The sequence below is a fragment of the Actinoplanes aureus genome, from assembly GCF_015704865.1.
Lineage (GTDB): Bacteria > Actinomycetota > Actinomycetes > Mycobacteriales > Micromonosporaceae > Actinoplanes > Actinoplanes aureus.
Genome location: NZ_JADQTO010000033.1, coordinates 85,500 through 99,541, shown reverse-complemented (window position 1 = coordinate 99,541; position 14,042 = coordinate 85,500). Strand labels below are relative to the sequence as shown.

At 67.1% G+C, this 14,042-nt stretch carries 14 protein-coding genes; 10 read left to right on the top strand and 4 right to left on the bottom strand.

All coding sequences use genetic code 11. The features are described 5' to 3' along the window. Positions 1–424 precede the first annotated feature (424 nt). Positions 425–547 carry a hypothetical protein gene (locus I4J89_RS51155; protein ID WP_255521961.1) on the top strand — a complete coding sequence of 41 codons (123 nt, stop codon included), beginning with the start codon at positions 425–427 and terminating at the stop codon, positions 545–547. 259 nt (positions 548–806) lie between these two features. Here the strand turns inward: I4J89_RS51155 and I4J89_RS42230 are convergent, their stop codons facing one another. Together I4J89_RS42230 and I4J89_RS52110 are read right to left on the bottom strand one after the other, a co-directional pair. Continuing rightward, positions 807–1,238 carry a hypothetical protein gene (locus I4J89_RS42230; protein WP_196419838.1) on the bottom strand — a complete coding sequence of 144 codons (432 nt, stop codon included), beginning with the start codon at positions 1,236–1,238 and terminating at the stop codon, positions 807–809. A gap of 370 nt (positions 1,239–1,608) precedes the next feature. Then, entirely contained in the window at positions 1,609–1,731 is a 123-nt protein-coding gene (locus I4J89_RS52110; protein ID WP_196419837.1) for an RICIN domain-containing protein, read from the bottom strand. A 143-nt stretch (positions 1,732–1,874) separates the two neighbouring features. Here I4J89_RS52110 and I4J89_RS42220 point away from each other — a divergent pair, with 143 nt between their 5' ends. From I4J89_RS42220 to I4J89_RS42205, 4 genes are read left to right on the top strand one after another with little or no spacing between them, the layout of a single operon-like run. Further along, positions 1,875–2,048, top strand: a complete 174-nt coding sequence (locus I4J89_RS42220) for a hypothetical protein (RefSeq protein WP_196419836.1) — start codon at positions 1,875–1,877, stop codon at positions 2,046–2,048. A gap of 46 nt (positions 2,049–2,094) precedes the next feature. Beyond that, positions 2,095–2,817: an AraC family transcriptional regulator gene (locus I4J89_RS42215; protein WP_196419835.1), complete on the top strand. Its 723-nt coding sequence runs from the start codon at positions 2,095–2,097 to the stop codon at positions 2,815–2,817. A gap of 52 nt (positions 2,818–2,869) precedes the next feature. Then, positions 2,870–3,685 (top strand): alpha/beta fold hydrolase, encoded by an 816-nt coding sequence (locus tag I4J89_RS42210; protein WP_196419834.1) that lies wholly within the window; start codon positions 2,870–2,872, stop codon positions 3,683–3,685. A gap of 1 nt (position 3,686) precedes the next feature. Then, positions 3,687–4,283, top strand: a complete 597-nt coding sequence (locus I4J89_RS42205) for a dihydrofolate reductase family protein (protein ID WP_196419833.1) — start codon at positions 3,687–3,689, stop codon at positions 4,281–4,283. A 220-nt stretch (positions 4,284–4,503) separates the two neighbouring features. Here I4J89_RS42205 and I4J89_RS42200 read toward each other — a convergent pair whose 3' ends face one another. Beyond that, complete coding sequence (locus I4J89_RS42200) at positions 4,504–5,001, bottom strand: NUDIX domain-containing protein (protein ID WP_196419832.1); 498 nt, start codon at positions 4,999–5,001, stop codon at positions 4,504–4,506. A 177-nt stretch (positions 5,002–5,178) separates the two neighbouring features. After that, complete coding sequence (locus I4J89_RS42195) at positions 5,179–5,553, bottom strand: hypothetical protein (RefSeq protein ID WP_196419831.1); 375 nt, start codon at positions 5,551–5,553, stop codon at positions 5,179–5,181. A gap of 514 nt (positions 5,554–6,067) precedes the next feature. On the opposite strand from I4J89_RS42195, the gene I4J89_RS42190 reads away from it, so the two are divergent. The 5 genes from I4J89_RS42190 to I4J89_RS42170 all read left to right on the top strand — a co-directional run bounded on the left by I4J89_RS42190 (position 6,068) and on the right by I4J89_RS42170 (position 13,947). Then, the gene (locus I4J89_RS42190; protein WP_304519558.1) at positions 6,068–7,477 is read left to right on the top strand and encodes an endo-1,4-beta-xylanase; all 1,410 of its coding nucleotides are present in this window, start codon (positions 6,068–6,070) and stop codon (positions 7,475–7,477) included. An 87-nt stretch (positions 7,478–7,564) separates the two neighbouring features. Then, complete coding sequence (locus tag I4J89_RS42185; RefSeq protein WP_196419829.1) at positions 7,565–8,956, top strand: non-reducing end alpha-L-arabinofuranosidase family hydrolase; 1,392 nt, start codon at positions 7,565–7,567, stop codon at positions 8,954–8,956. A gap of 239 nt (positions 8,957–9,195) precedes the next feature. Further along, complete coding sequence (locus tag I4J89_RS42180) at positions 9,196–10,389, top strand: cellulose binding domain-containing protein (RefSeq protein ID WP_196419828.1); 1,194 nt, start codon at positions 9,196–9,198, stop codon at positions 10,387–10,389. Positions 10,390–10,532: 143 nt separating this feature from the next. Beyond that, positions 10,533–11,681: an endo-1,4-beta-xylanase gene (locus I4J89_RS42175; RefSeq protein WP_196419827.1), complete on the top strand. Its 1,149-nt coding sequence runs from the start codon at positions 10,533–10,535 to the stop codon at positions 11,679–11,681. A gap of 82 nt (positions 11,682–11,763) precedes the next feature. Beyond that, positions 11,764–13,947: an alpha/beta hydrolase-fold protein gene (locus I4J89_RS42170; RefSeq protein ID WP_196419826.1), complete on the top strand. Its 2,184-nt coding sequence runs from the start codon at positions 11,764–11,766 to the stop codon at positions 13,945–13,947. Positions 13,948–14,042: the final 95 nt, after the last annotated feature.

Below are 14,042 nucleotides of genomic sequence, written 5' to 3'. Positions count from 1 at the left end.
GGCTTGCCGTGCGCTGGGAACGCCGCCTCGACATCCACGACGGCTTTGTCAGCCTTGCCTGCGTCCTAATCTGCTGGCGCCGACTGATCAACTGGACCCGCTAAGAGATCGTGTTAGGAGCTTTAAGCCAGAACTACGGCGCCCACCTGCCGGCCCCGTTCGCCGACCAGACCGAAGCGGTCGCCCGCCAGCTGGCCGACGAGGACAGCACACCTAGCCGTCGCCGCGATCATCCTGCGCAAGTTCGCCGACTCCGCCTACGCCCAGCTGCACCTGCAGGCCGCCAACCTGCGCCTGGCGATCGACCGCACCAACTACCGCCCGCTCTGGCAGGCCCCCGGCACCCACCTGCAGTGGCCGCTGTGTCGACGCCGCAACCGTCGCCACCTGTCTAATCGCCACAGCCCGCGACCTGCGCTCCACGATGGGCAACCCGCCGCCGCTGCCCACGCCGGTCCGCGAACTGATGCGCCGCAACAACACCGGCACGCGCCCGGTCGGCGGCCTCAACCCCGGCAAGGAGATGCGCGAAGCACTCCTGGCCTAGATCAAAACCTTTTCCCGGTACGGGCTACACCTCCCGACCCCGGCTACGCCGTCCCGCCGCTGCCGCGCGACCACCAGCGCCGTCGCGGCCCCAACGCGCCCGCCGGGCCCAGGCACACCGTCACCCTGAACCCGCCGCGCAGGATGAGAAGGCTCGATGACCTTGCTGCCGTTCAGCTTCTGTTGGTCATGACTCGGGGGCGCCGGAACGGTCCGACGCCCCCGAGGTAGTCCCGTGGCGGACTTATGTGCTCCTACCGTCAGCCGTCCGCGAGGGGGAACTGGTAGTTGCGGTCGCAATAGAAGGCATTCCCATTTGCGCCGTTCTTGAGGCAGGCGTAGATTTCGAGATTCTGGCCGCCCACCAGGTTATCGAGGATGTCGAAGTACACCTTGCTGCCGGCACCGTCCGAGTTGCGGACCTCGGCCTTGGTCTGCCCATTTACCTTCACGATCGCAAAGGCGCTGTACCCGTCGGCGCACAGATCGCGAATGGTGAAGAAGTCATCGCGCGAAGCACCGTTTGCATAGGTGCCGTAGTCGATGAAATCAGTCCTAGCGCAACCATCGTACAGCGACGCGATATTCATGCTGTCATCGACGGCGAGTGCCGGGCCCGACGTCATGAAAACCATCGCCGATGAAGCGGCCAGCATGGCGCCTACGCGCTTTGCCCACTTGCCCCGTTCCACTAACCAACCTCCAGATTTCTGGATTGAGCTCAGCGCCCAGCGTGTACGAAATAAAGCATGAGATTGCCGGTTCGGGCGACCACGGCCCGTTGTTGAACAGCCGCGCACCAAGACAAGGACAGCCGGCCCCCACCGCAGTGGACACCCCGACGAACCTCGATGCAATCGTATACGATTGCCGTGGGAGCGCAAGACCAACTTCGTCGACTGCAGGCGGGCCCCCGAGGCGGACCTGCAGTGATCCAGGCATCAGCCGGGGCTGACGCCATCGGCTGACTCAGGCAACATCGCCGACTGGCATGCCTCTTCGAGGCCGGCCCGCCCATCGCCGGGAACCCGGGGGTGAGACTCCCTCGAGCTCCCCGGCGGCCTACATGGTGTGCCGGGTCCAGAGCTGTTTGGTCTTGTCATTGCAGGTGTACTGCAGCAGCTCGGCGCCATTGGCCCGGCTGTCATTCCTGTTGGTGAGACACTTTCCGCTCTTGCGTTTCACGATTCAGGAGAATGCCCTCGGCACCCTGGTACTCGGTGCGCCACTCGTAGCTATTTCGTTCCGACATTTGTGTCGCCGGAGAAAATGACGACTGCGCGAAGCCCACCGTCGACACATCGTCAGCTCGACGGAGAGGCAGCCATATGGCTCAGGTCATCATCGGAGTGGATCCGCACAAGCGTTCCGCGACCATCAAGGTAATCGACCAGCGCGAACGCGTCCTCGGCACGGACCGGTTCGGCACCGACCACGACGGCTACCAGGCCATGCTCGCCGCCCGTCGTCGCAGCCTGGGCAAAGGCGTACGGTTCGCGTGAAGATGGTCTTGACCACATGCGCACCGTGGTCGTCAGGGGGTGGACCATGCCGATCGAGAGTGACCATCGCGGGTCGGACTCGCCCTTCGTGGCGCGGGTCTGGCGCGGGCGCACCTCCGGGGTGGAGCAGATGACCTCGATCGCCACGTCGACCTGGGAACTGGTCTTCTGGGAGCAACAAGGTGTCATGCACGCCGCCGTGCGCGGACCGGAGACGACAGCGTCGAATGCCGAGACGGTGGGCGACTCGGAGTCATTCGGGATCACCTTCGCGCACGGCACCTCGATGCCACATCTCCCGATCGGCGCGCTCGTCGACGGCGGCCGTGGCATTCCGCACGTGACCGAACGTACGTTCCTCCTGCGCGACGAGGAGTGGGAGATCCCCGGCTTCGACGACGCGGAGTTGCTCGTGGAGAAGCTCGTGCGCGCCGGCGTTCTGGTCCGTGACCCGCTCGTGGGCGAGGTGGTGTGGGGCGGCGCCGCACGGGTCGGGTCGCGGACACTGCAACGCCGCGTGGCCGCGGCCACCGGACTCACCCAGGGCGCGATCCGCCAGATCGAACGGGCGCGGGAGGCTGCGGTGCTGATCGGGGCGGGGGTCCCCGCCCTGGATGTCGTGCACCGGCTCGGCTACTACGACCAGCCGCACCTGGCCCGCTCCCTGCAACGGTTCATCGGCCGAACCGCCACGCAACTGCGGCAGCCAGATCCCACTGCCGATCCGTTGTCGCTTCTGTACAAGCCCGAGAATCCGGCCGGCTCATAGCGTCGTGTGCAAGCGGTGACCGTCACCGCGGACACGATGAAAGGCCACTCCAATGCCAGAAGGCACCGTCACCTCTGCCGACGGCAGTACCATCGCCTACACGGCGTGGGGCGCCGGCGACCCGATCGTCATCATCGACGGCGCGACCGCCTATCGCGCCACGAACCCGTTGAACCAGGAGACGGCGGAACTGCTCGCCGACGAGTTCCTGGTCATCAACTACGACCGGCGCGGTCGCGGCGGGAGCAGCGACACCCCGCCCTACGCCGTCGAGCGCGAGTTCGAGGACCTTGAGGCGATCATCGAGCAGGCCGGCCAGGGGCGCCCGGCGACCGTGTTCGGCTGGTCCTCCGGCGCCAATCTCGCGCTCAACGCCGCCCAGGGCGGCGTGCCGATCGCGCGTCTCGCACTGTTCGAGCCGAACGCGGCCGTCGACGACGGCCGCCCTCCGCTGCCCGACGACTACGTCGAGCGCCTCGACGCGGCCATCGCCGACGGCCGGCCGGGCGATGCGGTCGCCCTGTTCATGACCGCCGCAGTCATGCTGCCCGAAGAGGCAGTCGCCGGGATGCGTGAGCAGGACTTCTGGGCCGGACTCGAGGCCATTGCCCCCACGATCGCCTACGACGCCCGTCAGGTCGGCGACACCCTCTCCGGCAAGCCGCTGCGCCCGGAGCTGTGGAAGCACATCGACATCCCGGTCCTGGTGATGTACGGGATCGATACCTGGCCGGCCCTGGCCGCAGGCTCCCGCGCCATCGCCGCGCACCTGCCCACCTCCACGCTCGCGCCGGTACCCGGCGAGGAGCACTCGACCACCGCCGACGTGCTGGCCGCCGCGCTGCGCGCATTCATCAAGGAGAACTGACATGGGGAAGATCGTGCTCACCGAGTTCATCTCCATCGACGGCGTCGTGGAAGCACCCGGCGGGGAGGACTTCAAGTACCCGAACTGGACCTTCGAGTTCGACCGCGGACCCGACGGCGAACGGTACAAAGAGGCCGAATCGCTCCAGGCCGCGGCGCTACTGCTAGGCCGCAGGACCTACGAGGGCTTCGCCGCAGCGTGGCCCCAGTACGAGGGCGAGCTTGCCGACAAGTACAACACCATGCCCAAATACGTCGTCTCCCGCACGCTCACCGACCCGAAGTGGGCAGGCACGACCGTGTTGAGCGGCGACCTGGCACAGGACGTGACCCGACTCAAGCAAGAGATCGACGGCGAGATCTCCGTGGCCGGAAGCATCCAACTCGCCCAGAGCCTGCTCGCCCTCGACCTCATCGATGAGATCCACCTGATGGCCTCACCGCTCATCCTCGGCCACGGCCGCCGGCTCTGGGCACAGACGCCGGACAAGACCGCGTGGACGCTCAGCGAAGCGACGGTGTACGGCGACAGCACCCTGCTCACCATCTACCAGCGCCGCACCATGCCGACGGAAACGTCCGGCGAGCGTTCACGCTGACCAAGGAGGACGCGCTACAACTGGCCGGGGGAGCACGGCGACGAGCATGTGGTGAAGTTCGCCGACACAGCGATCGAGGCGTATGGCGTGCGCACCACGCACAAGATCGCGTCCACGATCGCACGGCGCGGATGCTTCCGCTCTCGCTCAACGCTCTACTCATCGAGTCCGCCGGGCTCGGGCTCCAGACACGCCGTGCGACACCACTCTCAAACACTGACTAAGGGCTGATGCCCTGCACAGGGCGGCCGTCCTCCAGATAGCGCACCCGTTTTGTCTTCCAGGCGGCGCGTACCCGACGTCGGACCGGTCCGCTGAGCAAGGACAGCGCCGTGTCGATCGGCAGGATCCGGCTTTCGGCGATCTCGATCGGCTGGATGACCACCGTGTCCAAGACAGCGTCGTCGAAGACGCCGCAGTCGAAAAGGAAGCGCATACCACCCGGACGGCCAGGCCGTGGGCGGAGGAAGTCCACGCACGCGAGCCGCCCCGTGGTGACGTCGAGGCCGCACTCCTCCTTGGTTTCGCGGCGACACGCATCCCAGGGTGACTCGCCGATCTCGACAATCCCACCCGGGATCGTCCAGCCGCCCTTGTACGTCGGCTTCAAGATGAGCAATCGGCCCTTGCGGCCACGTACCAGAGCTCCGGCAGAGGCCGGGATGGTCGGGAGCGTGAACGTCAGCTCGGGTAGCTCACCGGCGTTGACGTCGCTCATGGAGATCATGCTAGATCTGGCGCGACCGATCGGCCATCCGCCGGGATCGAGCATCAGCCCAGAAGTCGTAACGGCCGTCGGCGCAGCGCGTCGAGGTCCCGCATCTGACCACTCAGACCCCGGTGAACGTTCATGGTCAACGCACTAGCCGGCTTCCGGGTGGGATCGCCAGGTCGATCACCGGCCGGCCGTCGCGGTCGATGATGTGCCAGATAGTTGCCGTAGTGCTCGGTCGTCCAGGACCGGCCGCTGGTGACAACGGTCGCTGTACCAGGCGATCCGGCCTGCTGCGACGGGGACGACATGGGTGCTGCCAGGTCCGCTGTCCGCGTCGAGCAACGGCTCCACGAACGAGTGCAGGAAGCGGAGTCCGTCCCTTCGCCGCACCATCATCGGCACACCGAACTCCAGTACGTCGTCTGGGGCGAGCACGAACTCGTCGTCGTTGATCGACAAAACCAGGCCCAAACCGCCCGGAACTTTCCGAACCCACGCAAGTACCAAAAGACCCGTAGTCGCGTGGCGCCCATTCGTCAATTCGATCAGACGCACCCGCGCCAAGATTGATAGTCAAGCGCGCTGAAGTGTGGGCCGACCTTCTGTGAGCGACCGGCATAACAGTTTCTCCACAGTATTCCTATCGTTCAATGGGTAACCCGTAAAAGTCGGACCTTTGATCCGATAGTTTCGGCTTCCTGCCGTGGTGTGCAGTTCCTCAGGCGGAAAAGAATGAGTCAGGCCAACCGTCATCCGTAGTGGCCAGATGGAAAAAGCCTGCTCAGAACGAGGGTCCGCTTGAGTTCGCAGAGCGATCTGTTCGCCGATATTTCCGGAACATTTCCGGAAGCACTTGCCTCAACTGTGTCGCCGTGCCAGCATGCAAACTGCATTGAAGTACATCGTTCTGCACCGGCTTGTGCACCTCACCGGCTTTCCTTCCCACGCATCGCGGTTGCGGTTTCGCCATGTGCGTGGTGTTCGGCGGCCGGCCGCCGAGTCGAGAAGGGAAGTTCCCGTGGCAACCGAATCCCCAGTCCAATCCGCCGGCTCCCCACGATGGCGATCGTTGCCGGCTCGCCTGCTCATCGCCGGTACCGTCGCCGCCGTCGGGGCGTTCAGCGCCTTGATGGTGATGCCGGACGCCAACGCCGCGGCGAGCACGCTGGGCGCCGCGGCCGCGCAGTCGGGTCGCTACTTCGGCACGGCGATCGCCGCCGGTCGGCTCAGCAACTCGACCTACAGCACGATCGCAGCGCGCGAGTTCAACATGGTGACGGCCGAGAACGAGATGAAGCCGGACGCCACGCAGCCCAACCGGGGCCAATTCAACTTCAGCGCCGGTGACCAGATCTACAACTGGGCGACCCAGCGCGGCATTCCGGTCCGCGGTCACACCCTCGCCTGGCACGCACAACAGCCGGGCTGGATGCAGAGCATGCGCGGCAGCACCCTGCGCCAGGCGATGATCGACCACATCAACGGTGTGATGGCCCACTACCGCGGCAAGCTGCACTCCTGGGACGTCGTCAACGAGGCCTTCAACGAGGACGGCAGCCGCCGCCAGTCCAACCTGCAGGGCACCGGCAACGACTGGATCGAGGTGGCCTTCCGCACCGCGCGCGCCGCCGATCCCTCGACCAAGCTCTGCTACAACGACTACAACATCGAAAACTGGTCGTACGGCAAGACGCAGGGCGTTTACAACATGATCCGGGACTTCAAGTCTCGCGGCGTGCCGATCGATTGCGTGGGCCTGCAGACCCACTTCACCGGTGGCAGTTCGCTGCCGGGCAACTTCCAGACCACCCTGTCGAGCTTCGCGGCGTTGGGTGTCGACGTGCTCCTGACCGAGGTTGATGTCACCAACGCCTCGACCAGCCAGTACGCCGGGCTGACCCAGGCCTGCCTCAACGTGCCGCGCTGCATCGGCATCACTGTGTGGGGCGTGCGCGACAGCGACTCCTGGCGTGCCAGCGAGAACCCGTTGCTGTTCGACGGCAACGGCAACAAGAAGGCCGCGTACACCTCGGTGCTCAACGCCCTCAACGCCGCTGGTCCGACCCCGTCCTCGCCTGGCCCGTCGTCGTCGGCCACGCCGGGCACCGGGAACCGGATCGTCGGCGCCCAGTCCGGCAGGTGTGTCGACGTGCCGAGCGCATCGCAGAACAACGGCACGCGGGTTCAGCTCTACGACTGCAACGGCCAGTCCAACCAGGCTTGGACGCTCACGTCGAGCAGGCAGCTGACCGTCTACGGCACGAGGTGTCTGGACGCCGCCGGTTCCGGCAACGGCTCGGCCGTGCAGATCTACAGCTGCAACGGGCAGGCCAACCAGCAGTGGAACGTCAACTCCAACGGAACCATCACCGGTGTGCAATCCGGACGCTGCCTGGACGTGTGGGGCACCGGTAACGGCCAGCAGATCCAGATCTATGACTGCAACGGACAGGCCAACCAGCGATTCAGCCTGAACTGAGCCGGTCATGTGAGGCGGTGCGGCGGCATCCGCGGCACCGCCTCACGCTCCGGCGACCGGCCCAGTTGTCATCCCTCGGAGGGAACCATGGCGAAATCCAGATCGGTCCATGCCGGTTTCATGGCGGCCGGCGTCGCTCTGCTCGCGTCGACGGCGGCCGTCGTGGCTCTGCCCGCGGATGCCGCAGCCGCCGGTTGCTCGGTGAACTACTCCGTGTCGTCGCAGTGGCAGGGCGGGTTCGGCGCCAACGTGTCGATCACCAACCTGGGTGATCCGTTGTCCGGCTGGACGCTGACGTGGTCCTACAGCGCCGGGCAGACGGTGACACAGGCGTGGAACGCATCGGTGGCGCAGAGCGGCTCGGTGGTGACCGCGCGAAACGTCGGCTACAACGGCTCGGTCGCCACCAACGGCACGGTGTCATTCGGTTTCAACGGCTCGTGGACCGGCAGCAACCCGGCTCCGGCCAGTTTCGCTCTGAACGGAGTGACCTGCACCGGGGGGACCGGGCCCACCTCGCCTTCCGGCCCGCCTCCGTCGTCGCCGTCCGCCTCGCCTTCGACCCCGGGGGGTTCGTGCACGCTTCCGTCGAGCTACCGCTGGACGTCGACCGGCTCCCTGGCCGACCCCAGGTCGGGGTGGGTCTCTCTGAAGGACTTCACCACCGTCGTCCACAACGGCAAGCACCTGGTCTACGCGTCGAACGTCTCCGGGTCGTCCTACGGCTCGATGAACTTCAGTCTGTTCACCGACTGGTCCGACATGGCCTCGGCCGGCCAGAACGGGATGAGTCAGGCTGCCGTGGCGCCCACGCTCTTCTACTTCGCGCCGAAGAACATCTGGGTACTGGCCTATCAGTGGGGCGCGTGGCCCTTCATCTACCGGACGTCCAGCGACCCGACCAACCCCAACGGGTGGTCCGCGCCCCAGCCGCTGTTCACCGGCAGCATCTCCGGATCCAGCACGGGTCCGATCGACCAGACCTTGATCGCTGACGGGCAGAACATGTACCTGTTCTTCGCCGGCGACAACGGCAAGATATACCGGGCGAGCATGCCGCTCGGGAACTTCCCGGGTAACTTCGGCTCCTCCTACACCACGATCATGAGCGACTCGACGAACAACCTGTTCGAGGCGGTCCAGGTCTACAAGGTCCAGGGCCAGAACCAATACCTCATGATCGTCGAGGCGATCGGAAGCCAGGGCCGCTACTTCCGTTCGTTCACGGCCAGCAGCCTGAGCGGGTCATGGACCCCGCAGGCCGCCAGTGAGAGCAACCCCTTCGCGGGCAAGGTCAACAGCGGTGCCACCTGGACGAACGACATCAGCCATGGCGATCTTGTGCGCACCAATCCGGACCAGACCATGACCGTCGACCCCTGCAACCTGCAGCTGCTCTACCAGGGCAAGAATCCCAGCGCCGGCGGCGCCTACGACCAGCTGCCGTGGCGACCGGGCCTTCTCACCCTGCAGCGGTAGGCGGCGCCACTGACGTTCGCGACCGGCGGCGAACGGATCCCTGATCCAAGATCGGTGGGGTGCCGGCCCGGCGCATTCGGTGGCCGACCGGACGCGCCGGGCCGGCGGGGGACAACTGCCTCGGCCGAATTCTGATCCGGCGCCGGCCCCCGGCGCCTCATCCACCCCCTGAGGTCCGCCGATGCGTCCGGGCCGGCGCGCCAGGCCTGGCCGGATCATCGCCATCCATGGGAGGACGAATGAGAAGAATGCCGAAGATCGGCGCGGGTCTGGCCGCTGTCGTCGTCGCGGCCACCATCGGCTTGATGGCGGCCGGCGCGACACCGGCCGATGCCGCGGTCGGCGGTTCCGGTCCGTATCCCGCCGACTACGAAACCTCCGCCGGCCTGCCCGACCACACCATCTACCGGCCTCAGGCCCTGCCGCTGGAACGCCTACCTATCCTGGTGTGGGGCAACGGCGCGTGCGCGGCCAACGGCACCGCCCAGATCAACTTCCTCCGCGAGATCTCCTCCCACGGCTTCCTCGTCATCGCCAACGGAGCGCCGAACGGGTCCGGGTCCACCACGTCCCAGATGCTGACTCAGTCCATCGACTGGGCGTTCGCCGAGAACTCCCGGGCGGGCAGCAAGTACTACGGCAGGCTGGACACCGCCCACGTCGCTGTCGCGGGCTTCTCCTGTGGAGGTCTGGAGGCCTACGCCGTTTCGAACGACCCGCGGATCACCACGACCGCCATCTTCAGCAGCGGATTGCTCAACGATGCCGACGACTACCAGCTCCGGAGGCTGACCAAGCCGATCGCCTATTTCATCGGCGGCCCCAGTGACATCGCCTACCCGAACGCCCTCGACGACTGGGGCAAGCTGCCGGCCGGGCTGCCCGCCTTCATGGGCAACCTGAACGTCGGACACGGCGGCACCTACGATCAGACCGACGGCGGCGAGTTCGGCCGGGTCGCGGTGCTCTACCTGAAATGGCGGCTCAAGGGCGATACCAGCACCGGCGCGCAGTTCGTCGGCCCCGACTGCGGCCTGTGCCGCGGCCAGTGGCAGGTCCAGCAGAAGAACCTCACCCTCGACGGCGGCACCCCGCCCGTCACGCCGTCCCCCTCGCCCTCCAGTTCGCCCTCCGCCACCCCCGGCTGCTCCGCGGCCTACACCGTGCAGAGCCAGTGGAACGGCGGATTCGTCGCGGGCGTGGTCGTCACTGCCGGAAGCGCCGCGATCAACGGCTGGCGTGTCACCGTCGCACTGCGGGGCGGGACGTCGGTCACCTCGGTTTGGAATGCCGTCAGCACCGGCACGACCGGCACGCTCACCATGGCCAACGAGCAGTACAACGGGCGGCTGGCCGCGGGGCAGACGGCCAGTTTCGGATTCCAGGGCGCCGGAAGCGGCAGCGGAGCCACCGTCTCCTGCACCGCGACCTGAGGTCCGGCCAACCGGCAGTGGAACACCTCCGCGGCTCTTGACCGCCTGCGGAGGGGAACATAGATTGCCTTCGTTCGTTACTTACGGAAGCAGTCCGAAATTTTCGGAAGTCGTTTCGTCATTCCTCCTCGCAAGGAGTTCCCGTGCGTCGTCCTTGGCTTTCTCTCGCTGTCGCCAGTGCCACAGCACTGCTGGGCGGCCAGCTCGCGTTCGCCGGCTCCGCCACAGCCGGCTCCGACTCGGTGGCGGCGAAGCCGTCGCAGGGCCACGCCTACCCGGCCGATTCGTTGCGGGCGCTGGCCGCGCGGGTGGGCCTGCGCGTCGGCACAGCCGTGAACGCGGATGAGCTGGGCACCAACGAGAAGTACACGCAGATCACCGCTGAGCAGTTCTCCAGCGTCACGGCGGAGAACGCGATGAAGTGGGCCGAGGTTGAGGCCACCCGCGGCACCTACACCTGGGAAAAGGCGGACCAGCTCGTCGCGTTCGCGAAGAAGAACAAGCAGCTGGTACGCGGCCACACGCTGCTCTGGCACAGCCAACTGCCCGCGTGGCTGTCCACCGACGGGTACACCACCACCCTGTCCAACGACGAGGTGAAGGCGGTCCTGAAGAAGCACATCTTCGACCAGGTGCGCCACTTCAAGGGCGACATCTGGCAGTGGGACGTGGTCAACGAGGCCTTCGACGACAACGGGCAGCCCCGCGAGACCATCTGGTACAAGGCCTGGGGTGGCACCGGCTACATTGCCGACGCGTTCCGCTGGGCACACCAGGCCGACCCCAAGGCCCTGCTCTTCTACAACGACTACAACCTGGAGTTCACCGGGCCCAAGAGCAATGCGGTGTACGCCTTGGTGCAGTCGCTGAAGGCACAGCGTGTCCCGATTCACGGTGTCGGGTTCCAGGGTCACCTGTCCACCCAGTACGGCTACCCGGATCTGCTGAGCAACCTGGAGCGCTTCGCCGCACTGGGACAGAAGGTGGCCCTGACCGAGGTGGACGTCCGCACGCTGACCAAGCCGGACGCCGTCAACGAGCCGGTGAACGCGCTTGCCCCGTACGCCCAGGAGAGCTACTGGTCGCGCACGCTGAAAGCGTGCCTGGCCGTGCGTGCCTGCATCTCGTTCACGCCGTGGGGCTTCGGCGACGCCTACTCGTGGGTGCCGGGCGTGTTCTCCAACCCGCAGGAGGGCGCTGCCCTGATTTACGACGAGCAGCTGAACCCGAAGGGCCAGTACCACGTGCTGCAGCAGGATCTGGCGCTTGCCGCAGGCGCTCCGCGCCGCTAGGTAGCGGCTGATCACCGGCCACCGGCCGTGCCCGTGCCCCGGGCACGGCCGGTTGCCCGGCACGAGAGAGGAGAGCAGCGAGATGACGACAGAATCCCGCCCCGAGCGGCGCACCCGCCGGTTCTGCACGCGCCGGATCGGTGCGGCGGTCGTCACCGTCGCGGTGGGCGTCGCGACCGCCGCCGCCCCGGTGCGGCCGGCAGCGGCGGCGGCACCATGGCTGACCGTGTCCGACGGTTTCGCGTCGTTCGCCGTGCCGGCGGACGACATCCGCGACACCATGGGTAATGTCACGGCCGTCGTCGTCGAGGGGAACTTCGGCCCGTCCTTCAACCTGTCCGAACTCGGGCTCGTGCGATCCGGCGACGCCTGGACGTCGAGAATCGGCCCGCTACCGGCGGGGCTGTACCACTACCGCCTCCGCGGCGACGACACCAAGATTGTCAAGGACGCCACGAATCCCACCGCGGTCACCTCCGAGCCGACCTGGAGCACGTTCCTGGTCCCGGGTGACTCCGCGCGGCTTATCGCCGATGTGCCGCCGGGACGCGGCGGGGCCCTCCAGACGATCGCCTACCCGGGCGGATCCGCGACAGTCTGGACTCCGCCGGGATACGACGCCGATCGACGGCGGCCCTATCCGGTCCTCTACCTGCAGCCCGGCGAAGGCGGAGGCCACGCCGACTGGACCGAACTCGGGCGTGCCGGGCAGATTCTGGACAACCTGTCGATCCAGCGCCTGATGGAACCGATGGTGGTCGTGATGGGGGACCGGACCGACGTCCCGGCTCTTCCGCTCGTCCGGACCGTCCACAGCCGGTTCCACGTCGCCCGGGACGGCGGTCACCGGGCGATCGCCGGCGCGTCGGCGGGCGGCGCGAGCGCGGTGCGGACCGCGCTGACACGCCCGGGCGAGTTCGCCTGGGCCGGGTCGTTCGGCGGTGTCGTCCCCGGCGGTGGCCCGCGCGTGAACGCCGAGGCGGTCAACACGAGTACAAGGCTGCTGAGGCTCTACACCGGGAACCGCACCGACCCGGCCTACAACCCGACCTATCGGTTGCTGTTGGCGCTCGGCAAGGCGCACGTCCGGCACGAGTTCGACGGGGTGAACCCCGATGCCGGCCACAACTGGAAGGCGTGGCAGGAGAACCTGGCCGACTTCGTGCCCCGGCTCTTCCGGGCCGCCCCGGGCCACGGTCCCAGCGCGGGTCATCCGCCCCTGCGACACGAGTTCACACCGCCGGCGCCGGGCACCACGCCGACGCCGTGGCTGTCCCGGGAGGCCAACGGGGACACGTTCGTGACGGTCGAGACCGGCACCGAGTTCGCCGGTGCGCAGCACGTCACGCTCTGGGGCAACTGGGCGCCCGGCGGTAGCTGGGTCAACGTCCCGCTCACCCGAGCCGGCGACCGGTGGCGGGTGACGGTGGGGCCGCTCAAGCCCTGGTTCTACTACTACAAGTTCATCGTCGACCGGGTCTCGCACAAGGACACCTCGAACCCGTCGAGCGTCACCACGGAACCGACGTGGAGCACGTTCCTCGTACCCGGCAAGCGGGCACGCCTGCTCGCCGACGTCCCCGCCGGGCGCGGCGGCGCCCTCGAGCGGCTCACCTACCGCAGCACGGTGGCGGCGGAGGATCGGGAGGCGTACGTGTGGACACCACCCGGCTACGATCCCGCGCGCCCGGCGCAGTATCCGGTCCTCTACCTCCAGCACGGCAGCGGCCAGAACTACACCGACTGGGTCGAGATGGGGCGCGCCAGGCAGATCCTCGACAACCATTTCCGGGACGGCGCGCTCGTGCCGATGGTGGTCGTGATGGCCAACGGCAACGTGCCCGACCTGTCCCGGGAACTGCTCGAAGGCATCGTCCCGGCGGCGAGGGCCCGCTATCACATCTCCCACGAGCCGCACCGGCAGGCGCTCGCCGGTCTGTCGATGGGCGGGTTCCAGACGCTCGACGTGGTCAGGTCGCGCCCGGGCGAGTTCGCCTGGATCGGCACGTTCTCCGCGGGCGTCTTCGGCGAGCCGACGGGCTACGACGCGACGGCGATCAACGAAGGTACGAGGCTGCTGCGCGTGTACACGGGCAACGTCACGGACTTCACGTACCCGATCACGATGGCGACGCTGGACGCCTTCGACCGGCTCGGCATCAGGTACGAGTTCGCCGGGATCACCCCGGGCCCGCACGGCTGGGACACGTGGCAGAAGAACCTCATCGACTTCGCGCCACGCCTGTTCCGGTCCGGCGACAGCTAAAGCGCCTGGCCATAAGTCTTGTCCGTAATCCTCGGGGCCCAGCGCGGAGTGGGGCGTCGGTCTCACCGTTGGTGAACTACGTGCGGTGCCGCATC

Coding starts and splice junctions, on each gene's coding strand:
- I4J89_RS51155 (WP_255521961.1), top strand. CDS start 425: ATGGGCAACCCGCCGCCGCTGCCCACGCCGGTCCGCGAACTGATGCGC.
- I4J89_RS42220 (WP_196419836.1), top strand. CDS start 1,875: ATGGCTCAGGTCATCATCGGAGTGGATCCGCACAAGCGTTCCGCGACC.
- I4J89_RS42215 (WP_196419835.1), top strand. CDS start 2,095: ATGCCGATCGAGAGTGACCATCGCGGGTCGGACTCGCCCTTCGTGGCG.
- I4J89_RS42210 (WP_196419834.1), top strand. CDS start 2,870: ATGCCAGAAGGCACCGTCACCTCTGCCGACGGCAGTACCATCGCCTAC.
- I4J89_RS42205 (WP_196419833.1), top strand. CDS start 3,687: ATGGGGAAGATCGTGCTCACCGAGTTCATCTCCATCGACGGCGTCGTG.
- I4J89_RS42200 (WP_196419832.1), bottom strand. CDS start 5,001: ATGAGCGACGTCAACGCCGGTGAGCTACCCGAGCTGACGTTCACGCTC.
- I4J89_RS42185 (WP_196419829.1), top strand. CDS start 7,565: ATGGCGAAATCCAGATCGGTCCATGCCGGTTTCATGGCGGCCGGCGTC.
- I4J89_RS42180 (WP_196419828.1), top strand. CDS start 9,196: ATGAGAAGAATGCCGAAGATCGGCGCGGGTCTGGCCGCTGTCGTCGTC.
- I4J89_RS42170 (WP_196419826.1), top strand. CDS start 11,764: ATGACGACAGAATCCCGCCCCGAGCGGCGCACCCGCCGGTTCTGCACG.